Origin of the sequence: Pseudoalteromonas arctica A 37-1-2 (assembly GCF_000238395.3) — a bacterium.
GTDB lineage: Bacteria > Pseudomonadota > Gammaproteobacteria > Enterobacterales > Alteromonadaceae > Pseudoalteromonas > Pseudoalteromonas arctica.
The window spans coordinates 17,460-38,835 of sequence record NZ_CP011027.1 but is presented as its reverse complement, the minus strand read 5'-3'; the positions used below and the strand labels follow the sequence as shown (position 1 = coordinate 38,835).

Here is a 21,376-nt window from a genome sequence, read left to right as displayed (position 1 = left end):
AGTTATATTGATAAATCGTCGATGGACAGAAATGAGCTAGCGACTTTGCTAAATTAGTAATTCATAAATTACTTTATGTATTGAAAAATCGCTTAATTCACCGTCTATTTTCGATTGCTCAGCTCACTATTTAACGTATCTATATCTGAGACATTTTCTGATAGTGTTCAGGATACCCCGTGATTTCGAATAGTAACCTTAAACCTTCTCTAAACGCCCCATAATCAAACTCTTTAAAATCAATAATATTCTGACCAAGTGAGTGTGATTCTCGGTTTATATATCTAATGAAAGCCTGATACTTAACATCTTGAAGCTCTTGTTTTTGCATTACGTTACTCAAGTCTGATTTCTGCACAAAGTTGAAGAAGTATTCAACTACGTTCCTCATGCAGTTGGCAATCAAAGCAGCGGGTTGATCCTTGTCATTAATAACAGACCAGTATGATTGATAGTCATTCTGTACTTCTTCATACTTCATCGTTTCAATAGTTGTGCCTTTCGTATTTTTAGATAGCCGATACAGAGATTGGTTTTCTTTTCTTCGCTTGTGATTTGAATCAACAAGCTCATAAAAGAAGTAAAGACTATGCGTGAGAACAAAAACTTGCTCCGCCCCATCACCATTGAAGAAATCGTTTTTAATTAGCTGCCCGATATTGTAAACAAAGATATGAGACAAGCTTGAAACTGGATCGTCAATTACCGCAATCTTTTTAACGTGTGCCTCATCAGCCGTTTGTTTACCTTTAAACAATTCTCGGAAATACAAAAAGCTAATAATCATCTTTTCGCCCTCAGATAACGACAAGAAGATCGGTCCCTCTGTTCCAGTTCTTACAAGGCGATATAGGTCTTCTTCGTGCTTCTCAATATGAAAATCAGTAATACCAATATCAATCAGCCCCTTATTGATACTATCAATAGATTCATCAATGTTAATTGTTTCTTTTTGCTTCTCTGTTCGTTCAACTTCGAGAGTGATGATATCTACATCAATAGCTTTCTTGTCTTCTATTAACTTGGTCGTTTTCTCGCTGTAATCCGCTTTACTTGCTTCATAAATCTTTATCGTCTGATCGTATTCCCAACGAATGATTTTCCAAAACTCATCTTTAATGCGTTTCAATTCTTGCTCTGAATTAGCAATTTTTTGGTTGTGAATACCAATACTGGTATTCACTGCATCTACATGTTTATTAAATGAGGTAACATGGTCGCAAAGCTCTTCCAACTCTACTTTCAGACTTGGTGTTTGCTCTTTTTGCTGAACTTTGAATAAATTAGACTTTAATGTTCCAGCAATTGACGCATAAGACTCTGTCATTTCGGCAAGGAAATCGGCAGAAAAAGGCGATGTCTTGTAGGTGTCTAAATCAGTAAGAGAATCAACTATCTTTTGGTATTTGGTAAGTATATTGCTTATATTCTGCTTACTTGCTTCATACGTCTCATCAAAGTAGTCTTTGATCTGTAAGATTAACTCAGGCGTAATCGTCTTAGACTGGCAAAACGGACAGGTTTCATCTTCAATATCATCAAGGTACTGCAAACCATCACTAACCCAATCAGAGTTTTTCAACTGATTAATCAGCTTTGCGATTGGACTATCTTCATTACCAATCACTATTTCTTTGAGTAGTTCTAATTCCTCAGGCAAAAGCTCTGACAATGAAATCTTAGGTAAGACGCTGTAAGTAGTGGCTTTATCACCATCAATTGCAGCAACTTCCTCTTTAAGCTGTTCAATCGTTTTAATTGGTTTAGCGGCTGGCAAAGGGACAGAAACAAGATGATTGAACAGAACTGTTTTGTTCCCCATTAACCGATCAAGGCAAAATTTCAGAACGCGATCACCACCAGAGTAGTTCGTCTTTATTTCCCAAGCCTTTTTTTCTGCCGTATCTGTCGCTTTCTTCAAAGCATCACTTTCTTTGTTAATGTCAGCTTGGTAGCCGTTGCTTTTTTCACTGAGTTGATCAATATCTTTCCCAAGCTGCTCTACCTTTTCCTTAGCTTCTTTGTTCTCTTTGGATAGGCTAAAAATACCATTAATAGAGTCTTTGGAATAAAAGTTATCTCGAATAAACTTCTGATTATAAACAAGAACCTTACATCCATCGTTTGTGTGAGAACAGTCTTTGTATTTAAGGGGGTCGAGCGCATAAAAGTAGTTGGAGAATGTACTTTTACCAGTACCATTTAAGCCATAAATGATGTTTACTTTTTTATCTGTGTTGAGAGTTGTTGTATTTCGATAACTTGCCACATTACCAAGGTTTATTTGTGTAATCATATAATGCCTATACCAACTGGAAATTGAACTTATTAGTCATGCTTATTTGAAACAGCCATTGAAGCGCCACCAATATCATATCCACTTTTAGAATGAGAAAAAGTATGTCAAATCACGGCTCGGCAATAAGGTGAATTAATTAGGTGTAACTTAAAAAGGGGCAAAGGTGAGTTATATTGATAAATCGTCGATGGACAAAAACGTTTCAGAGCCGAATGACGGCTCTGTGCCATGAGCGGACGGTCATAATCTTAGTCTCTTGTTATCTTTCAACGTACTCACAACAAGATGTAAATGTGAATTCTTCGCTTTCACCAACACCCTCGTTGGTGAACTCAACGAAAATATTACCTGAAACGTCAAAGTTTCCATCTTTATTTTTTACGATATTTAACTCTTTAACATCGCACCAATTATGAGCACACCCGATATAAACAGAACCTTCTGCTTCTTGGTATATCGAGTGACTTAAATTTAAACCATCTAATTTAGAAGGATCGGACAAGCCCAATTCAAACCAATCTAAAACGATTTCTGTTCGGGTTGGTTGTTCATCGTAATCAAGACCTGAATCAAATTCTTCTAGGGGAAGTGTTATTCGATGAAAGAGAGTTTTAGATAAACCTATAGTTTCATTTTCGAACCAATATGATTCGATAACGCCTTTCTTTACTTGAGTTTTACTCTGTAATCCAATTTGCACCAGAACCTTCCTTGAAACATAACGAGACTGTAGAATTACTCAAGCAGCCAAATTCAATTAAAAAACGAGTTCCTGTAATTAACTCTAAGCGTTTTTAAAGCATTAGGTAATGCATTTGGAACCCATAAAACAGACTGTTTTTCTTAAAAAGGAGAAATTCTACAGCCTCAAGGCCCCAATAAGGGGCTGATAATTGATGGTTAACATAAGCGACGAAGGAGCAAAAACCAACTGTTATTTGTCCTTTTGAGTGACTTATATTTTTATATATTCAACAAACCTTTGCAGTTAGGGTATTTAGAACACCCCCAAAACTTATTACCAGCATATTGCCCATTTTTAGCAGTTCTTAGAACCATTGCTGAGCCACACTTTGGACAAAAAGGTATTTCAGTTTCTTCAAAATCATTTTCTTCAATATTGTTTTCTACTTGAGTAAATTTAAGTTGATTATCACTTTCTGGTTTTACTAATTTCTGAGGCTCATTTGATTCCTCATCATTAAGAAAATAATTAATCAAAACAGCGATAACAAATGTATGTGGTAACGCTGCCACAACGCAGTATGGAGCAAAGCAAGCCCCAAATATGAAAAGTTGATTAACAATTATTATAATAACCCAAGTTACAAAAAAGGCCTGGAAGTTATTGAATGCAGTCTTCAGTATGTTTTTTATCACGACCTTACCTTTAAAATATAAAGCGCTTCAATAACCGGCGCAGCTCTGCTGCGTCCGGCGCCCTACGTGCGTAGTTAATTGACTTGTTAGCAATCAATTGCGCTGATTCTCAACATTTGGTCTTTAATACTATCAAAGTAGCAAGACTCAAATTTATATGAGTAGCCACCAGTATTATGGTTGCTAGGGTATCTCAAATGCTGGTCCATAAAATTTGGCTTGAATTTTTTCATGTGAGCCTCAGCCATTTCAGCCTCGCGAGGGTTCAAATCACTCGCCTGATAACTCGAAAAGTCAAAAGGATGCTCTAGATTAAATTGTGGCCCTGGAAAGAGCTTTTTGTATTCAGTCTCGAGTGCTGCGATATCATGTACTCTTTTAGTTTGCCCCTTTTTTAGCAGCATGTACTTATAAAACAGTTCAACAGAGTGGTAAAGCTGATACGCAATGGCATTTTCATATTCAGAAGCGTTTTTTAGCTCAGAGTCAGATTTTGCAGACACTTTGCCAATTTCTATATAAGCAAGTGCCATTGATAAAAACTCTTGATTCGAATTTGACACCTAACCCTCCTTGATTGCTAACAGCTTATTGAACACTGTTTTGGTGGTTCTTAACACACCAAAACGGCATATATTACATACACGAATAATTTCATCAATAATTACTTTTGTAAACAAGAATTAAAATAGCGAGAAATTAAGCTTGTTATTTTGCACCAAAGCGGCGATTAATAATGTTATCGTATAAAATTAGGCTTCTACTCAAAAACACAGGAATAAATTTAACTTTTTCAATGTCCGGTTATCGCTCAAAGCCGTCCTATAAAGTAATTACTTTAACACGTTTGGGGCAAAAGCTTGTTAGAACAAAAGGCAGACTGCGACAAATAGCATCGAAAAGTTTCGAACTTTATTGTCCTCCGATATGATAGTTACCCACATAAGGAATGTCTTTCATTACTGGCTTCTTCTTATCAACTCATTTTGACGTAATATTGCTAAGGTATCAGACGGTGTAACTTTCCATGCGTCCGACAATCTGCGTAAAGTAAAAACCCCTAATTCAAGTCTATCATCGGGTGATAAAAAGTGATGTAAGTGTCGGCCAGCGACTGAAATAGTGACAGCAGCCCCCTGTGCACCATTATTATAAACTGCCATCCCTTTGTTTTTATTCTCGCCATGAAATGAAGCTTTTACTTCGCTTTTCAAGCCAAATAACACGCCGCACAACCCGGTTAACTCGCTTTTAGTCAACTGAATTATCGTTTTACTTGCCCAGTCTGGTGATTCACCAGGGGAGTTAATAGTAGTCATTTCAATACTTAACGTCTGCAAGCCAAGCCGACTAGATGTGTACTGAACGTTCATAGCTGTGCGCTTTAATGGTTCTGGGTGCCTATCTGCATAAAATGTAAGTGCTTCACCAAAATTGTTCTGTTGTGACATTCTTCCCCCTAAATATCTAAGCGTTTACTCGCTGCTCTTAGGCGTTCATCACCCCTAAAGTCATATTTTTGCGTTGTTGCTAAGCTTGCATGGCCCATTGCATCTTTAACTGTAATTAGATCTTCGCCGTTCTCTAGCATTGACGAAGCGAATGTCCTTCTTAGGTCATGCGGGGCACACTTTTCTATACCGGCCTCGACAGATCTACTGTTTAAAATATGGTAAATTGCCTGGCTAGTCATGCGCTCTGAGGTAACATCATCGTATCTACGAACACGACTAAATAGTGGCCCTGGAATATCACTTCGCACTTCCTCAATCCAGCTTTCAAGCCTTTGAAATGCGCCATCTGGCAAGTAGGCCATGCGCTCTTTATTACCTTTACCTAGCACTTTTAGCGAGCGGTTATGCCGGTTATAATGAGAAAAATCAAGGGATACAACTTCAGCTCTTCGTAATCCGCACCCGACTAAAACAGATAAAATAGCGTTATCTCTAACCCCAATAGCAGACTTATCACTTTCACATGTGAAAAATAATTTCTTAACTTCAGCAGGGGCCAGGGCTCTACCTTTAGGTATTCTTGACCCTCTAACCGACTTAACTAACTTGATATGTTGGTAAGTATCGGTGCTAATAAGCTTAAGTGTCCATGCCTCTACGGCTACACCTTTTATTGCCGCCAAGTAATTATTTATAGTGGCCGGTGCTTTTCCCGCATCAGTGAGCATGGTCAAAACTGCCTGTACATGGTGCCGCTCAAGCATACCCCAAGGACAGGTTCTTAAATCATGATAGCCCATCATTTTAGCTATGTTGTTTAAAAACGACCTCATGGCTAGCCGGCTACTTTCAGCCCTTAAGCCCATTAAGTATGAAACAGCAGGATTTTTTTCAATACCATTTACACCAGTGCCAGCAGCCTCCGCACTTAATACTTCAAAAGTACGCTCTGCAGGGAGAAATGTGACTTCGGTATTTTCATCATTGTTTTGTTCGTGCATTTTTTGATGCCTCAAAGTAACTTTGTGCTTTTGCTCCATACTTAGTTTAAGTTTGTGTGTTTAGAACAACCCTACATAATGAAGTACGGACATATTATCTGTGTTTATTTTGCCCAGTATCACACCTAAATTACAGCTTCTAATTTTAAATTCTGATGGTGTTGACTCGATATTTATTATATCACAGGCTCTACTTTCTAAAAGGTACATTTTAATAAGTAGAGGTAAAGCTGAATTCGCATAAACATAGTAAAGAGTAGGCTTTTAAGTTTGATGAACAACTCCCACTAAACGCTGCGCGTTTTGAAGGTGTTTCAAAAAGAAAGCCTAAGCTACCTTTTTAGGCTGGTTCCCAGCCTGAATACCTAACGCCCAGTTTAAGTTAACTTGCGCACTGGCTACATCGCGGGGCTTCTCACAACCACATTCGCATGAGTGCCAGCGGTCTGCTAAGGATTTCTTCTTCTTAGCTCCGCAGTCTGGGCAGGTTTGACTTGGCTTAACTTGCTTTGTTGGTACTTCAACAAATTCGCTACTAGCTTCTTCCGCTTTGTATCGCAGTAAATTAAGAGTCATGGCTGGCGCGGTGTTCAGAATTTCCCGATTCAGACCAGCCTTTTGTTTCACCATTTTTCCGTTTTTCTCGACAGTACCTTTGGCACTGCGAGTCATGTTCTTAACGGTGAGTTTTTCGGTGGCGATCAATGCCGCCACTTCAACTAATTTTGCAGTTTCTTTATGAGTAAAATCGAGTCTTTGACGGGCGATTTTCTGGTGGAGTTTGGCAATTTGATGCTTTAATTTTCGCTGGGTGCGAGTGCCTTTTTTCGCTAACGCGAGGTCACGCTGTAAAGAGGTTAATCGCTCTTTGCTGTTTCTGAGGTAACGGGGGTTTTCGACTTGCTCAAAATTACCATCCTGATCGATAGTCGAAAAGTAATGAGAAACACCCCAATCCAAGCCAACAGCTTTAGTGCCACAGTTTCTCTCAATGGTGTCATACTCCATTGAAACTGAAATGAACCACTCACCATTCTTTCGGATGATTTCGGCTTGCCTCCTGTGTTTCTAGCTTTACCTCGGATCTTAACGATACCAACATCAGCCAAATAAACAGCACCATGCTTTTTTTCTTTCAGGTTGAGCTTCCAACCATCACCATGAGCCTTGTAGCCCCAACCTTTAAAGCGTTGAAATGGTTTAAAACGTGGGAATCCAGCTTTCTTATCACCTTTTTTGAGCCGTCTAAAAAAACCGTCAAAAGCCAGTGCAACACGTTTTAATGTGACTTGCTCACTCTGAGCATTAGCATTGAAAATGCCATGCGCTTTACGATTATTACGCCACAGAGTGTTGATTTTGCACTGTTCGTGAAAATTAAGACTGTAATTAGAATCACGATATGTTTCGATGCGATCACGTAAAGCCCAGTTGTACAACTGGTGATGGTGGACAAACAAATCCATCAGCGATTCTTCTTGAGAAACTGATGGTTTCATTTTATATGTAACTTTACGGATTGCTTTTTTCATAACAACTAATTATATTTAGTGGTTATGAAAAAACAAGCCCTAAAAACGCTGTATCACAGCGTTTATAATATTCACTATCATTTAGTTCTTGTAACTAAATATCGTCATCGCTGTATCACGCCAGAGGTTGCCGCGTACTTAGAATCTCAGTACAAAAGGTTGTTAAAATCTTGGGATTGTGAGCTTTTGGAGTGCAATGGTGAGTCAGATCACCTTCACCTTTTAATTTCTGCTAATCCCAAGATGCAACCAAGTAAAATGGTGAACAGTTTAAAAACTGCTACATCAAGACTTGTGCGAAAGGAGTTTTCCGAACACTTGGGTGAGTTTTACTGGAAGCCAGTTTTTTACAGCAGAAGTTATTGTCTGGTTAGTTGCGGAGGTGCACCACTTGAAATCGTGAAGCAATATTTAGCTCAGCAGGAAGGATTTGATTAAAGCCACCACTTCGTGGTGGTGCGCCTTTCACCACCACCTAAATTAACTCGCTTTGGCTCATTAGATTTAGATGGAGCACTTGGCGCTATTGGGTAGATCAGATAGCTTAAAGTTGGAATTTAGAAGAAGAATGACAGCTTTGAGCGATAACCAGATATAGAAAAGTTAAACTTGTTTTTGTTTTGATGATTTGACTCTTAATCTGTCCCATAACATTGTTAACCGGCATATTAATGGAGTTATTAAGGTATGTAATATATGCAATTTTGGTGCGTTAAACCATTAAAATGGTGTTCAATAAGGTGCTAAGTGTAAAAAACGTAAATATGGTCAAATGGTCGTTACTTTAGTTTCGATAAGTGAAAAGATATAAAAAATTCACTTCAGGAGAAAAGTATTACCATGATTAATATGCCTAACAAATTAATTAATGCTTCCTATAATATGCCTCTCAGCGCCATGCGCTTGAGAACATTAGCATTGTCGAAATTAGAGCCTCTAAGTTATTTGTTTGGCATCTCCAACCCAGTAACAATTTTTGCAAGTGAGTGGCAAGAAATTTTTATTGAGTCGGAAAATCCATACAGAGACATAAAAAGGGCTGCCTCTGCTTTCTCCAAGGCTATGGTTCAGTGAGTTGCTTGGATACTTTAATCGCATCTTCTTTTATCATTTTACAAACTTTAACCCAGGCTAAGATTAGAAGAAAACACCACCCTCCCCGACAGCCCTTACACAGCAAGGCTTTGCGCGCTATTTGGCTTTTTAAATGAGACAGAAAAACGTCTAATTTTTAACATTTGAGACAGTTTTAATCGTGAAAAATGCGAGTGAGAAGTGTCTCAATCTGGCTATTTACGACACGCTAGCACACTAAAAGTCTGAGATAAAAAAGTGTAAAAATTCACTTTTTAATATGCCAACATATTAAATAATGCCCATAAAAAAGGATTCACCGTGTCTCAATATGGCTATTTAATAGAGTCTTAGCAGCTAAAAGTCTGAGATGAAAAAGTGAAAAAATACACTTTTTTATTATGTGGTCAGGCACTTTTTTACCAAATTTAAGGCTGTTTTACGCGTTAAAATGACAACCAGTGAACGGATTTGGCGCGCTCAAATCAGCGATTTTTATCGTAGCTTCACGCGCAATCGGTGAAATAGTGAATACTCAATGTAGAATTCCCTGCTTTCACTAGGCCGTTTCTAACTCAGAATAATACGTTTTCTCACACTTAGCAGTGTGAAATTATAGTGGCATAGTTAATTTTTCCACCTAATCTATGTGAGTGAAACGCATTTCATTTTTTACAATATAATATTAAATTTTTAAAAAATATTTTTATTTTGTAATAGCTTATACTGTTTAGCATAAGTCAATATTCATAGTGTCAGGAAACTCTTGCTTGAAAATAAGGGTAAGCGCGCAATTAAACCCACATACCAATATTAATGCTACCTATGCATAATTTACTCAGCATATTAACCTGAGGTAATTATGAATAAACAGCAAAAAATAAAACACTGGCAAGGCATTTTTGAGCAGCAAAAATCGAGTGGTTTAGCCATCATTCAATTTTGTCGTGATAACAACATTAACGCATCGACTTTCTATGTTTGGCGTAAACGCCTTTCTGACGAAACGATAAGGGTTAAAAAGCAACAGGTGATCCCGTTTGTTATTCATGAGCAAGCCTTTACACACCCTTCAATCATTAAACTCACCACACCAAACGGCTATCAAATAGACTTCGAGTCGACATTAGCGCACCAAGCACTCGCCAAATTATTGAGCGTACTGTGACACCTTGCACCCACCAAGTTTACTTGGTCACGGGATTCACCGACATGCGAAAATCAATCAATGGGTTAAGTATTATTGTCAGCGATACCCTATCTCTCGATCCTTTAAGCCAAGCGTTAGTTTAGATCTACCAACCAGTCATTTAACATTTGGCAGTTTTCCAAGTGATGATTTTATGAGATCAATACTTAGTGCTATTAATAATATGCTGTTAGAAATATTAGCGGCCAGTGCATATAAAGAATATCGAGAACGTGAACGTAAGCAAAAAGAAGGTATTGTAAAAGCACAGCAAAAGGGACTTTATCACGGTCGTCAGCCTGATTTAGAGGCTCATGATAGGATTGCCTCGTTTACTGAAGCTGGATTTAGTATTAATAAAACGGCTGAAGCAGTTGGAGTTAGTCGAAGTACGGTAATTAGAGTTAGAAAAAAGCTTAAAAATTTAGACTAAGGTTAATTTCGAGGGGATGGGCGCAAAACCCCATAAACAGTCATTCTGACTGACTCATTACGATCCCAGCAATAGCTAAACACAATACTCTATTTAGCAAGTAAAGTTGTCATTCGGTAAATTTAAGTTGCTAAAGTTGTTTTGAATCTTTTGGAGAGACTATTATTTCCCTTGTTGATTTTGTCTTAACAATCCAAGTCTTTTTATCTCTTCATCAATAGCTTGAATATCCAGAAAATGGCCACTCGCAAATCGCCTAAACAGTTCCATAACAAGCTTTGTAACATCATTTAGACCTCTTAATCTAAACGTAATTTCTACAATTAGCTGGGCAAATTTATTTTCAGAGTATTTTCCTTCGAGACATTGCATTGCTGAGCTACAGCAAGCATATACAATATTTTCAGTGAACTTCCACTCTGACAAATCTAGGCTTTCAAACGTACCTAGATAAGCTGTACAAGTTGACTTGATACAGCACTCTGTTAAAACTTGAAGTGCTATTTCGGGTGAGTGATAGGAGTTGGAGTTCATCTTTAATATCTTAGCAGCTAAGAATTGCCCAGTTTCATTTGATCTACATAGATTTATTACATCAGTGTGAGAAATGGGCACCCTTAGGTGAGAAAATACATTACATCTTGCTAACCTCTCTTCAATACCTATAGCGCCTTTTTTAACCCTTAAGACCAACTGATAAACGTTGGCAATTGGCAGCTCTAGCGTTCTGTAGTAATTACAGAAAGTAGTATCTAAACAGAAGATAGGGATACCATGAGAGACAGAAAGCTTCACAGAGGAATAATGTGAAATATCTAAAATGTCTTTAATTCTTAGCAAAGGCTCTGGTACGTTAAAAGAAATTGGTGTTAGTTCTTCACAGTATTCAATCAGCTCTCTAAGCGACTTAACATTTTGGTCTTTAGCAATATCTTCTGCAGTCTTTTTAAAATAATTGCCATCGACTTTGCCAACAGATAAATAATCCTCTCGTCCCATTTGTTCAAGCCAAGTAAGAACTATATTTTTTGTTTCTCCTGAAACATATACTTCTATATCTGACTCTATAAGCGCAGAAGCCAAGCCAGTATAACTGAAATATACTAAAGAAAGCGCATCCAAAACTAGTTTATCAACTATGGGCTCTCCTTCTGAAAACAAATCAAGGAACTTATTACTTTCCTTATCGCTTAAGTATATAAATGCACCTTTAACTATATCGTACTTAAAAGAACGGTTTATTCTCATCAAAAGTGGTATCAACTGTCCATCAATATGTGGCTCAATTAACTGTTTTTGCTCTGAGAAAACATCTATTTGTTTTAATAACCCATCGATTCCTTCCTGCTCATTAAACGTCATCTGATAAAAGCAGTCATTTCCAGCATTGATAGCAGACCTGATATCTAAAGAAATCCTGAATGCACCAACAATTGGAGATAGTTTTTCTATTAAGGTTACTGTATCCATGCCTAACTGATTCGAGTCACCAGCGTCCATTTCAAGCAACATTTCACCCAGAGGACTGTCAACATCTAATAGGTACTCATTAGTTTCACAACCTTCCACCAACAGCTTAGTAAATTGTTTTTTACCTTTTCTATAAGTTGCGGCTGCGAAACAACGATCAGAGGGGTAGCTTCGCTCTATACGTTTGTCTGATTTAGATAAAGTTCCAAAATGAATATTAGTTAAGTGGGTTGCGATACCTGCCGGATCATCAATAAACCACTCCAACAAAATTGACTCGGCAAAAGCAACATCTACCACCGAGATAGATTGAACTAATTGTAATTTCTCATATGAGTAATCATCAAACAGACTCGTTGGAATTTCATGTATATTTTTTTCAATATCACTCTCTGGTAATCCAACCTTAATGCTATTTTGAATTAGCAAAGTCCAAAAGTAGCTTGATCGCGGATACCTAGCTAATGATTTTTGAATTAGTGTGTTGGCATTTTCAAATTCAAGTAATAAAAACTCCCTTGAGATTCGCACAGCAGCTAGTCGATAGCTATCCTGTTCACTATCCATATTTGCAAGAAAAGAATCTAATTTTTCAAATTGCTCAGAGCCTAACAATGCTTCTGAATAAGCATCTATGATTGGAGAAGCCCAAGGTTTTTGAGGAAGCAATGGTTCTATTATCTTTGTAACTTGATAGTTCAACCCCATTTGGTTCAAGCTTAGACAAAGTTGATAAAGTGCTTGGGGGTTAATCTCTTGCGTAATTTTTTCATATTCAACTAAGTATTTTTCAAGATTATCCGATAATTTTTGTTTATCTCGTAAGTCAGTCGGATCGAATGCAATGGCACTTAAAAAAATTTCGATAAATTGCTTGATTTGAGGTTTAGAGGCCGTTACGTTACCACCTTTGTCTAACCATCTCTTGACTTGCCTTTTATTAATACCACCTTTTAAATAAGTCATTGATAATTGAGGAAAATCATTTTCGTTTATGTCTTCAGGATTTTGAGCGCGGAGTTTATTGCTAGGTTTAGTATTGACTGGAATGTTGGTTTGAAGACGCGTTCTAATGTCAGGGATGACTTTTTCGGCTTCTTCAATATGCTCATCACAAAGCTCTGTTAAATCTACGTCCTCAAACCATGTTGTAGCAAGTAAAACGGCTGCTGCTTGAAATACTCTTCCATCATCAATCTTAGAAGAAAGAGCTTTGACGGATTCTATTGTCTCAATGAGTAAGTCAATTAGCGACTGGTTTATCATCCAAAAATGTTTAGTACCAATCAAATTATGAACTTTGTATGCACTGCAAAGTAAGTTTAGAACGGTGCTATTTTGGTTAGGATGTTCAAGTACTAATTCTTTGGCTAGATCGAGGGATAATTCATACTCGCCAAGTCTCAGAGCACATCTTACGTAAGAGCATAAGTCTTGTTCTCTAATTCCAACAGTCCCTTTAGATATTTGCTCGTTAAGCTCTTCTAACTGAGCTAACTTTTCAAAATAAGTTTCTTTAGATAAACTCTTGGCAACCTTACTTGACTTGTATCGCTTTAAGGCTCTTTCCGAAGAAATCTTATTCAAAAAATGTAAATACGCAGCTTCGACAATATCTTTAACAATAAGAGTAGAGCGTTCACTTTCAATTAACTCTAAAAATAAATCTGGCACTATATCGTAAGGCTTTCCTTGAGTCGCGTGGAGCTTATATTCAAGGACTTTGAGTAGACTTTTACATTCTGAATCTAACTTATCTACAGTTTTCAAACTTTCTATAAAGATGAGAGCTTTAGACCAACACCTATGAGTTACTAGCCTAGCAAACTCTTTAATAAATGTTTCTAGCCCGTCTGAAGACAAGTCAGTTATTTGAAAACTTACAATTTCTACTGATGCTTCATCTTTGGCAAAAACGTTATGGCCTTTTTCTGTTTGTTGATGTACGGACGGCTCTTTAGTCAATTCAGCTACTTCCTTTATTAGTGACCACATCACCAATGCTTACATTGCCATTTCCTGAGCTATAAACATTGTGGCCTGTATTAGTGCTTTGCGTAACATTAACAACATCGCCTGAATTTTTGATATTTTTAAGAAACTCATTTAACTCTTGATGTTCTGTAATTTTTCGTTCAATGGCGTGAGGTGCCAAGTCTTCGTTTATACCAGCATCAATTAACAACTCCGCAATTTTTTCAATTTCAGAATCATCTATGAGCCAATTTTTTAATTTACGTTTTAATAAATCAAAACCAATAGAAGCGCCCTCTTTAACACCATCATAGATTAATCCTGACAACATAGTCGCAGTTAAAAATTCCATCTTTTTCCTTAATAATTTCTAATGATTCTTAGCTAAACTAGCTGTTAAGTATATATTATCAATATATATGTACCAATTAATCAATTTTTAACCACTACATTACCTTTAAATACTTTCGGGAAGTTTATGCTTGCATCACAATCCCCCAGTGTCTATAACCAGCCCTCACTCAAAACCGGAGTTTTTCAAGTTAGTTGTCGCATCAAGTTAAATTTTATGCCGCCCGCATTGCTTCTTTTTTTTCTGGATTTAAATTTACTTCATTGATCATTGTCCAATCTCGAGATTTTCCTGACCAACGACTTGGGTTCTGTAATTTCGCCATTTCATTTACCTGATGACGTTTCGCTAGTATCGCTTTATCTAATCCTAAATGACGCTGGTTTGGCGTGACAAATTTAATACCGCTGTGCAAGTGCTCATCGTTGTACCAATCAACAAATCCGCTAACCCACTTTCTTGCGCTACCCATGCTTTCAAAGGCTTTCTCAGGGTATTCCGGGCGATACTTTAACGTCTTAAATAGCGATTCAGAATAAGGATTATCATTACTCACAGACGGTCGGCTAAATGAAGGAACAATACCTAACTCCTGCAATGTCGCTAATAACGTTGCCCCTTTCATTGGACTGCCATTATCCGAGTGCAGTGTGACTTGCTCAGGCTTTACCTGCTCTCGCCTGCAAATATCTACCATTAAATCAGCCGCCAGTGTGCTTAGTTGTGTGTCATGAACCTGCCAACCAACTATTTTTCGACTATAAATATCCATCACTAAATATAAGTATAAAAACTGACCTTTAACAGCTGTTGGCAAATACGTGATATCCCATGTATAAATTTCGTTTACACGTGTTGCCCTGAGCGCTTTTGGCTTTTTTATCTTTTTATTTGGTTTAACTTTTTCTCTGTGTGTTAATAATTTATGCGATTTCATAACGCGATAAAACGAGCTTTCTGATGCTATCCACACATCTTTATCCAATAGTTTAGGGACTATCTTGCTGGGTGGTAAATGTCCATATTCTATTGAATTAACAGTCTTAATTATACGCTGTTGCTCTAATTCAGTTAGCCTGTTAGGTGGTCGCTTTATCGTACTTGTTCGCTTATCTGTCATATCATCAGCTTCAATCCAGCGTTGAATTGTTCTTGCCGTTAGACCAAGTAACTCACATGCTTTTTCTTGCCTTGCCCCTGATTTCTGCGCGTCGGTAATGAGCTTTATCAATTCATGACGCTCAGTTGAGCTGGTTAATCGTCCTCGTTGAAACCCCAGAGCGCATCGGCTTTTTTTTTGAGTACGAGTAAGGCGGCTGTTTCTGCTAACGCTTTGTCTTTACGATTAAGCTCTTTTTGAAGCTGCTTAATTTCTTGTTTGAGCTGTTTACTGTCTGATTTTACGGGCTTCGTTGAAGGCCCTTTAGCAAAATTTTTCTTCCACTGCTCGATATGATGTGGGTAAAGCCCTTTACTACGGCAGTATTCATTAACGGCTGTGTCATCCAAACGTCCACATTCAATAATTGCGTTAAGTCTTTCTTCAAGATCCCAGTCTTGTGGTCGTTTTTCTGATGTCATTTGGCTGCCTGTATAGTCCGTTTCAAGTTCATGGTTTTTAGCAAGCGCTATCCAACGTTGCAAGGTTGAATAACCGATGCCTAAATCAAGTGCAATATCTTCTAGGCGAACATCATCACATTGAGATAATGCTTTTTCAACAGCTTGAACTTTAAATTCTTGTGTAAATCGACGTCTCATTTTATCTGCCTCTATTAAAAGTTAGAGGCGACAACTATCCTGACACAGGGGGAAACACTCTTAAGAAACTTAGATTAACTCTGGGTTTCCCTATCATTGGTTATAATGAACTTAAAGCCACAGCACAAAGCAGAATGTCGCCTAAATAATTTTGGGGCAAAGGTGAGCCAGCGCTGATCTGGCTGACTCCAAGCGAATGGGGTCAAATCTTGACTTCACACATTAAGAATCTTCAATGTCCATTCATGGCACAGAGCCGTCCTTCGGCTCTAACTCATTTTTGTCCAAAAGTGAGTTTCAATCTTTGTTGTCACAATTTTTCTTTGGATAGGCACGTTGATTGAATCTAAGTTTTGATCTTTATTGTCATACATACCTTCTATTGACACGAAAGGAACGGACTGGGAAGGCAAAAAAGTTTCAAACATTATTGTCTTCCGACAATAACCTAGATCCACTGTTACCTTGGACGTTAGCTATACGCTTATAGTAAATTAGAGGAGCGCCTCAGTAAAAACATAACGGGCAGTTACACAAAATCCGTTACAGGCTCTTTCTGACGTTTTTTAATACCTCAGCCTAAAGCATTTAGCAAGCAACTTTCATCTGGCTTTATACAATCACTACACTAAAATTATCTTCAGATTGCAAAACTAATCTTTCAATTTCTTCTTGGATCAGCATAATCACGTTTGATACATCTGTGTTTAATAAATATTCAGATTCAGACCAAAACCCATCACTACAAAGAATCAAAACTTGATTATTAGCAGTCGCCATGGTTTGTACCGTGAGTGAATTACGGTTATTTGAGCCAATTTTCAACTTTGTAGAAATTAAGTGCCTAGATTTGTCATAAGTCTCTTTTGATATTACTCCCTTATTATAAAGTTTTAAGGCCGGCACATCATCCTGAGTTAGCCACTTAACACCTTTATCTGTCAGGCTTCCTATCCGACAATCTCCACAGTGAGCTAAAGTCATCTTTTCTTCAGAAACAACTGCTACACAGCAACAAAAAGATAGGTTGTCGTGCTCAGGTGACATTAAGTGGAGTGCTTCAAAAATGTTATTCCTTAACAACTGCTTAGGATTAACAATGTTAGTCCAATTCGATTTAGCTAAGTTTTCCGCGAAAACATTAACAGCTGCTAATGTTTTTTGATTATGATTAATACCATCACATACAAGGTAAACATTACCATTTGGAATACTCCATTCTTTTACTGTATCTGCATTAACTGGCTGCGCAGGGCCTTTCCCAGTACAAATTATATTTGTCATTCCATTTAAACCTTCCCTGATGCTAATTGATGGAACCGTTCTAAAACTATATCAATTCGTTCAGGCTCTTCAGCATTTAACGCATTTGCGAAAAGATATTCGAATTGACTATCTGCCATAAAATTTGACATATTTTGCTGAATATAGATGATTAATTCGGGCGGTCCCTGAAAAATATCATCTATTAAAGCATCTCTGCCATTAATTAGAATACATATATCTTCTGCATCCTTACTTTCTAAAATATCGATTTTGCGCCCAAAAAACGCTGCTAACTTAGTTGCTAATAAATACTTTGCTTTAACTATTTTAATTTGAATCCCATGTGGTAAATCATACATTACAGGATCCTCTTGGCCAGGCTTGAACCATTCATTACTAAAACCAAGAATACTCTCATCATCTGGCATTACATCAACAAGGATACCATCACAAACAAATCGGCAAATAGGTGCGTCTTCATCATCTTCTGGAATATACTCTTTAAATCCAACGTCTCTTAATTTTTGACTCAATGAATAATAACCAGCTGTACTCGTAACAGAAACAATAAAATCTACATCTTTTGTACTTCTAATATCTATTGGTTGTGCATCATCAAGATGTAATGAAACGGTTGCACCACCAACAAAAGTAACCAATCCTAGTAGATTCTCACCTAGTGCATCAGCAACACTCATTAGCATTAATTCATGCTCTGTTGGAGTTCTCATATCTTTCCTTTGTTTAATTGTTCTAGAAAAGGAAGTGCTTGCTCCCTTTCCCTAGCTGTGCCTATTCTAAATATATCCACTAGAGCAAGCTGTTGGTATAGCCAACTATCAATCATTACTGCTTTTGTTACAGATTTATATAATGGGTCTATAGCGACCCCTTTAGCAGTTCCCCTAGCGCATGGCCAGACAGGGGGAGTTACGTTAGAGCTTGCAAATATTTCTTTAAAAACAGGTGCTGCGTATGATGTAGGTATCCCACGAACTATACGACCAGGCTCAGTGTAAAATGAAACTCCAGCACCATAACGAATAAAATTTACAAGTACTGTACGGTTTACTTTAATACTTTTAGAACCTAGCCGGAATAATAAACCCGCATCAATGCTTCGCTTAACAGCATTATTTGCTTCACTTAAAGATATGAAAAGATGTTGAGCTAACTTACGGTATGTCCATTGATTATCAAATTCATATTTAGATCCTTGTAAAAATTCATCAATAATTGATAGCTCTTTTAAATCAAAATCTTCTAATTCATTTGATACGACTAACTCCTCTTGCTTAATGTCATACTGACTAATTTTTTCTACATCATTACCGAGGTGCACCCATGCCTCACCTTGTAACTCTCTTGTTAGCGATAATGACTCATGGCTTGATTCCTCAAAACTAAGGACTTTAAGTACTACAAGTAAATCTTGATTTTTTAGCATAGCTCTCCTTATGGATGTTCGCTGTTCGCAAACAGAAAACAGATGTTTACCACTTCAACACTTAAATGGCAAGAGTTATCTTTAGCTAATTGTTTCATATCGCCGGTTATTGTTGTGAGTTCAGCCATTCTAAGCAGTCTATCTTTTTTTAATTTCTAACCCGCAGCTATCTGGTGCTTAAGTTTCAAACTTTACTGTTCACCTACAAGTGGGTTGAAAGCAGTGCAGCCGACTAACAATTGATAACTCTCATCTCACAGAATTATTTAACTTATAAGATCTATTGCTGGTGCTGAACAAGTACATCGTATTATTATGAACAACGTAGGGAGCTGGCACTGTGTACTTTATATCAGCACCCCAAACACCATACTCTTTCGGTACTATAGAGAAGCCAGCTGTAGCAACGGCAATACTGTCAAATCCCTCATAGCCATTTAGGATCGTCATAGTTACAACGTCTTTTACTTCACCGTTATAATTCACCTTACCATTAACCTCTATTTTTACAGCTGAAGCACATGAACCGTTAAAAACAGCGGGGTCATAATCGACAAAGTGAGGATGTGGTTCAGGTGAAGTATAGATGTAAAGTTTGCGCGTTTCGGCGTTGCACAATGCGCCACCTTTATAAAAATACATGAAGTTATTACTATCTCTGGCGTTGTCTGATCTGGCAATGCCAACGTACTCTGTACCAGCAATATTATTAAACGTTTCTTTTAAACCGCTTTCAACAAGATTAAGCGCAGAAGCATCAAGGTCTTGTTCGTTTAATTCACCCAAAAAAACAAGCATAGGTTTCCAGTTAAATGCTCTATCTGCTTGTGATTGCGCTCCCATGCTGCCTGCAAGGTCTATTAATCCATCTGAAAGAAATGCTAGAGCGTACTCGGCACCAACTAACGCATTATTCGATTTAAACTGAGCATTTTCAGGCAAATCAACATCAGATAGCCCAGCTGTTTTGCGGGTCATATTAGCTACATTTAATGCAAAGCTAGATTTATCATTAAACTGGTAAACGTCATTTGACTGCATTGTTATCACAGGCGGCTGAGTTGACATGCAAGCAGTTAAGGTTAGCGCCGAAATCGTTAAAGCTGTGTTTTTTAAAAAATGCATATTTTATATTCCGTATATTTTATTTGAGTAATATTATCATGAACAATAAATTGTTATGCTGCTTTAAACTTTGAAAAGTCACATAATGGCTAACGAGCAAAAAACAATGAGCGACCCTTTCAAGGAAGGGCTCAGCTAGACCATCATGCATTTAAGGGTTTGTAATAAACAAACCCTTAACCCCGAGCTCCTTCCCGGCCAACTTCATTGCTTTTTCTATTTTTTCTCTCTCTTTCTCATTCTAATCTCAGGGCGAGGCCAGCCAAAGTAGTACCACAAAAGTTAATATTAAAAGAGTTTCATGGTTAACTTCCATTATATTGCATGATGGTCTAGTCTTAACCTATTAACTGTAATTTGTTCTATCACTACAAATATCGAGTGCATGCCATGCCTTTTATCGCGGATCGGTTTGATGAGTTAAAAAACAATATCCATTCTCTCAATACAATTCTCACACATACGCAGCCATTAGCCGCTCTTGCCTACCCACTACCCTGCACCTCAAAGGGAATGGAAAGTGAACCGGTTAAATATATTGCAGCAGAAGAACATACCGGACATAAGGCTGGTGAACTCGCGGCATCCTGCTACCAAGACCTTTACATACAACCAGGCTATTCACAAAAATCAGCGCGGCGCACTGTCGGCGTTATTTGGCTCTCCCCTGCCCAAAACCCAACAAGCATTACTATCCCTGAGCTGGTGGATAAAATAAACGCGGCAAAAACGGATATCGAAAACCATATCATTCAAACGTATGAAACAAGGCAAGACCGGTTTGAAGCGCTTCGCGCAGAGTGCCCTGGTATTATGACTATGCACCTATATAGGCATATTCGATGTTATTCAGAGCAAAACATTCAATCAATTCGGTTCGCCTGGCAAAGAAAAGACTCGCTATCAAAGCCGGTTAAAAAAGACCTTTTACTTAAAATTGAAGAGGAGTTTGATAGAACGGGACCAGAATACCGCGTACCTCTTGAGCAATTGATCAATAAAATTAAGCAAACTCCTGGGGAGCTGCTTAGGATACGCCGGCAGGTTCGCGTACAACCGGCAGCAAATATACGTTTTGATGCTGGAATAAAAACAGTAACAGCACCAATGCCTATAATCATAATTCAAAGTAATGATCTTAAGCTTAAAGCTTTAACTGATTTTGATGCTAGATCACAAAGAAAAATACGCTCTGATAAAGTGGCATCAGAAGTTATCGGCTCCTTTGGTGGGCTAACTATTGAGGTTTTTTCAGCTCGGTAGTGCGCAGCTTTAATAAGTATAAATGACTGTCCAGCCGCGATTAATACTTTTATCACAGATATTAATGGCGGCATTTAGGTCCCGTTCTATATCCGTAGTGCCACAAGATAGGCAATACAACTTGCGAACTGACAATGATATTTAACAAAAATTAATCGTGCTTTCACTAGGTTAGCGCGCCTTTACTTTCCTAGATAGCTGGCGCTATTTATGCCTGAGGTTTTTCTCAGCGTCCTTTAAAAACCGTAGAGGCTGTCTTTCTGCCATTAGATTCTATGGCTAAGTGAGAAGACCAAGGTTAACACTCGAGTTCACTCTATCACTTTAAAAAATGCTAAGTACATGAAGTTGCTAAA

Annotated in this window: 20 protein-coding genes; 6 read left to right on the top strand and 14 right to left on the bottom strand. The window is 37.8% G+C overall.

The window, feature by feature from the left end:
- Nucleotides 1–139 precede the first annotated feature (139 nt).
- From PARC_RS21185 to PARC_RS21910, 7 genes are all read right to left on the bottom strand, one after another.
- Nucleotides 140–2,296, bottom strand: coding sequence for an AAA family ATPase (locus PARC_RS21185; protein ID WP_010555482.1), 2,157 nt, complete (start codon nucleotides 2,294–2,296; stop codon nucleotides 140–142).
- 262 nt (nucleotides 2,297–2,558) lie between these two features.
- The gene (locus tag PARC_RS21180) at nucleotides 2,559–2,999 is read right to left on the bottom strand and encodes a hypothetical protein (RefSeq protein WP_010555481.1); all 441 of its coding nucleotides are present in this window, start codon (nucleotides 2,997–2,999) and stop codon (nucleotides 2,559–2,561) included.
- A 263-nt stretch (nucleotides 3,000–3,262) separates the two neighbouring features.
- Complete coding sequence (locus PARC_RS21175) at nucleotides 3,263–3,679, bottom strand: topoisomerase DNA-binding C4 zinc finger domain-containing protein (RefSeq protein ID WP_010555480.1); 417 nt, start codon at nucleotides 3,677–3,679, stop codon at nucleotides 3,263–3,265.
- Nucleotides 3,680–3,765: 86 nt separating this feature from the next.
- Nucleotides 3,766–4,242: a hypothetical protein gene (locus PARC_RS21170; RefSeq protein ID WP_010555479.1), complete on the bottom strand. Its 477-nt coding sequence runs from the start codon at nucleotides 4,240–4,242 to the stop codon at nucleotides 3,766–3,768.
- Nucleotides 4,243–4,638: 396 nt separating this feature from the next.
- Nucleotides 4,639–5,130, bottom strand: a complete 492-nt coding sequence (locus tag PARC_RS21165; protein WP_010555478.1) for a hypothetical protein — start codon at nucleotides 5,128–5,130, stop codon at nucleotides 4,639–4,641.
- Between the two features lie 8 nt (nucleotides 5,131–5,138).
- Entirely contained in the window at nucleotides 5,139–6,134 is a 996-nt protein-coding gene (locus PARC_RS21160; RefSeq protein ID WP_010555477.1) for a tyrosine-type recombinase/integrase, read from the bottom strand.
- Between the two features lie 327 nt (nucleotides 6,135–6,461).
- Nucleotides 6,462–7,142 carry an RNA-guided endonuclease InsQ/TnpB family protein gene (locus tag PARC_RS21910; RefSeq protein WP_238142585.1) on the bottom strand — a complete coding sequence of 227 codons (681 nt, stop codon included), beginning with the start codon at nucleotides 7,140–7,142 and terminating at the stop codon, nucleotides 6,462–6,464.
- A 548-nt stretch (nucleotides 7,143–7,690) separates the two neighbouring features.
- Between PARC_RS21910 and tnpA (PARC_RS21150) the strand changes: the two genes are divergently transcribed.
- The 5 genes from tnpA (PARC_RS21150) to PARC_RS21125 all read left to right on the top strand — a co-directional run bounded on the left by tnpA (PARC_RS21150) (nucleotide 7,691) and on the right by PARC_RS21125 (nucleotide 10,362).
- Nucleotides 7,691–8,104, top strand: a complete 414-nt coding sequence (gene tnpA / locus PARC_RS21150) for an IS200/IS605 family transposase (protein WP_010555474.1) — start codon at nucleotides 7,691–7,693, stop codon at nucleotides 8,102–8,104.
- 402 nt (nucleotides 8,105–8,506) lie between these two features.
- Nucleotides 8,507–8,740, top strand: a complete 234-nt coding sequence (locus tag PARC_RS21580; protein WP_010555473.1) for a RepB family plasmid replication initiator protein — start codon at nucleotides 8,507–8,509, stop codon at nucleotides 8,738–8,740.
- 862 nt (nucleotides 8,741–9,602) lie between these two features.
- Nucleotides 9,603–9,908, top strand: coding sequence for an IS66 family insertion sequence element accessory protein TnpA (tnpA, locus tag PARC_RS21135; RefSeq protein WP_010555472.1), 306 nt, complete (start codon nucleotides 9,603–9,605; stop codon nucleotides 9,906–9,908).
- Between the two features lie 44 nt (nucleotides 9,909–9,952).
- Entirely contained in the window at nucleotides 9,953–10,033 is an 81-nt protein-coding gene (locus tag PARC_RS22030; RefSeq protein ID WP_373372466.1) for a hypothetical protein, read from the top strand.
- Nucleotides 10,034–10,083: 50 nt separating this feature from the next.
- Entirely contained in the window at nucleotides 10,084–10,362 is a 279-nt protein-coding gene (locus PARC_RS21125) for a helix-turn-helix domain-containing protein (RefSeq protein ID WP_010555471.1), read from the top strand.
- Nucleotides 10,363–10,524: 162 nt separating this feature from the next.
- Here PARC_RS21125 and gapS6b read toward each other — a convergent pair whose 3' ends face one another.
- From gapS6b to PARC_RS21090, 7 genes are all read right to left on the bottom strand, one after another.
- Nucleotides 10,525–13,827, bottom strand: coding sequence for a GapS6b family protein (gapS6b, locus tag PARC_RS21120; RefSeq protein ID WP_010555470.1), 3,303 nt, complete (start codon nucleotides 13,825–13,827; stop codon nucleotides 10,525–10,527).
- Nucleotides 13,799–14,158: a GapS6a family protein gene (gene gapS6a, locus PARC_RS21115; protein ID WP_010555469.1), complete on the bottom strand. Its 360-nt coding sequence runs from the start codon at nucleotides 14,156–14,158 to the stop codon at nucleotides 13,799–13,801. Before gapS6a ends, gapS6b begins: the two co-directional genes overlap by 29 nt.
- Nucleotides 14,159–14,372: 214 nt before the next feature.
- Nucleotides 14,373–15,919, bottom strand: a protein-coding gene (locus PARC_RS21110; RefSeq protein WP_096058044.1) for an IS3 family transposase whose coding sequence is annotated in 2 segments (ribosomal slippage) — nucleotides 14,373–15,460 and nucleotides 15,460–15,919 — 1,548 coding nt in all. Because the reading frame shifts where the segments join, the coding sequence is not laid out codon by codon here.
- Between the two features lie 612 nt (nucleotides 15,920–16,531).
- A complete protein-coding gene (locus PARC_RS21105; RefSeq protein ID WP_010554724.1) occupies nucleotides 16,532–17,203 on the bottom strand; it encodes a PP2C family protein-serine/threonine phosphatase in 672 nt (223 codons plus the stop codon).
- Nucleotides 17,204–17,208: 5 nt separating this feature from the next.
- On the bottom strand, nucleotides 17,209–17,916 hold the full coding sequence (locus tag PARC_RS21100) for a nucleotidyl transferase AbiEii/AbiGii toxin family protein (protein ID WP_010554725.1): 708 nt from the start codon (nucleotides 17,914–17,916) through the stop codon (nucleotides 17,209–17,211).
- Complete coding sequence (locus PARC_RS21095; protein WP_010554726.1) at nucleotides 17,913–18,632, bottom strand: hypothetical protein; 720 nt, start codon at nucleotides 18,630–18,632, stop codon at nucleotides 17,913–17,915. Before PARC_RS21095 ends, PARC_RS21100 begins: the two co-directional genes overlap by 4 nt.
- A 249-nt stretch (nucleotides 18,633–18,881) precedes the next feature.
- Nucleotides 18,882–19,757, bottom strand: coding sequence for a hypothetical protein (locus PARC_RS21090; RefSeq protein ID WP_010554727.1), 876 nt, complete (start codon nucleotides 19,755–19,757; stop codon nucleotides 18,882–18,884).
- A 390-nt stretch (nucleotides 19,758–20,147) separates the two neighbouring features.
- Here PARC_RS21090 and PARC_RS21085 point away from each other — a divergent pair, with 390 nt between their 5' ends.
- Nucleotides 20,148–21,020 (top strand): DNA replication terminus site-binding protein, encoded by an 873-nt coding sequence (locus PARC_RS21085; RefSeq protein ID WP_010554728.1) that lies wholly within the window; start codon nucleotides 20,148–20,150, stop codon nucleotides 21,018–21,020.
- Nucleotides 21,021–21,376: the final 356 nt, after the last annotated feature.

Bases quoted from the DNA above. Each gene is read 5' to 3' on its own strand.
- PARC_RS21185 (WP_010555482.1), bottom strand. From the start codon at position 2,296: ATGATTACACAAATAAACCTTGGTAATGTGGCAAGTTATCGAAATACA.
- PARC_RS21165 (WP_010555478.1), bottom strand. From the start codon at position 5,130: ATGTCACAACAGAACAATTTTGGTGAAGCACTTACATTTTATGCAGAT.
- PARC_RS21160 (WP_010555477.1), bottom strand. From the start codon at position 6,134: ATGCACGAACAAAACAATGATGAAAATACCGAAGTCACATTTCTCCCT.
- PARC_RS21910 (WP_238142585.1), bottom strand. From the start codon at position 7,142: ATGGAGTATGACACCATTGAGAGAAACTGTGGCACTAAAGCTGTTGGC.
- tnpA (WP_010555474.1), top strand. From the start codon at position 7,691: ATGAAAAAACAAGCCCTAAAAACGCTGTATCACAGCGTTTATAATATT.
- PARC_RS21580 (WP_010555473.1), top strand. From the start codon at position 8,507: ATGATTAATATGCCTAACAAATTAATTAATGCTTCCTATAATATGCCT.
- tnpA (WP_010555472.1), top strand. From the start codon at position 9,603: ATGAATAAACAGCAAAAAATAAAACACTGGCAAGGCATTTTTGAGCAG.
- PARC_RS22030 (WP_373372466.1), top strand. From the start codon at position 9,953: ATGCGAAAATCAATCAATGGGTTAAGTATTATTGTCAGCGATACCCTA.
- PARC_RS21125 (WP_010555471.1), top strand. From the start codon at position 10,084: ATGAGATCAATACTTAGTGCTATTAATAATATGCTGTTAGAAATATTA.
- gapS6b (WP_010555470.1), bottom strand. From the start codon at position 13,827: ATGTGGTCACTAATAAAGGAAGTAGCTGAATTGACTAAAGAGCCGTCC.
- gapS6a (WP_010555469.1), bottom strand. From the start codon at position 14,158: ATGGAATTTTTAACTGCGACTATGTTGTCAGGATTAATCTATGATGGT.
- PARC_RS21105 (WP_010554724.1), bottom strand. From the start codon at position 17,203: ATGACAAATATAATTTGTACTGGGAAAGGCCCTGCGCAGCCAGTTAAT.
- PARC_RS21100 (WP_010554725.1), bottom strand. From the start codon at position 17,916: ATGAGAACTCCAACAGAGCATGAATTAATGCTAATGAGTGTTGCTGAT.
- PARC_RS21095 (WP_010554726.1), bottom strand. From the start codon at position 18,632: ATGCTAAAAAATCAAGATTTACTTGTAGTACTTAAAGTCCTTAGTTTT.
- PARC_RS21090 (WP_010554727.1), bottom strand. From the start codon at position 19,757: ATGCATTTTTTAAAAAACACAGCTTTAACGATTTCGGCGCTAACCTTA.
- PARC_RS21085 (WP_010554728.1), top strand. From the start codon at position 20,148: ATGCCTTTTATCGCGGATCGGTTTGATGAGTTAAAAAACAATATCCAT.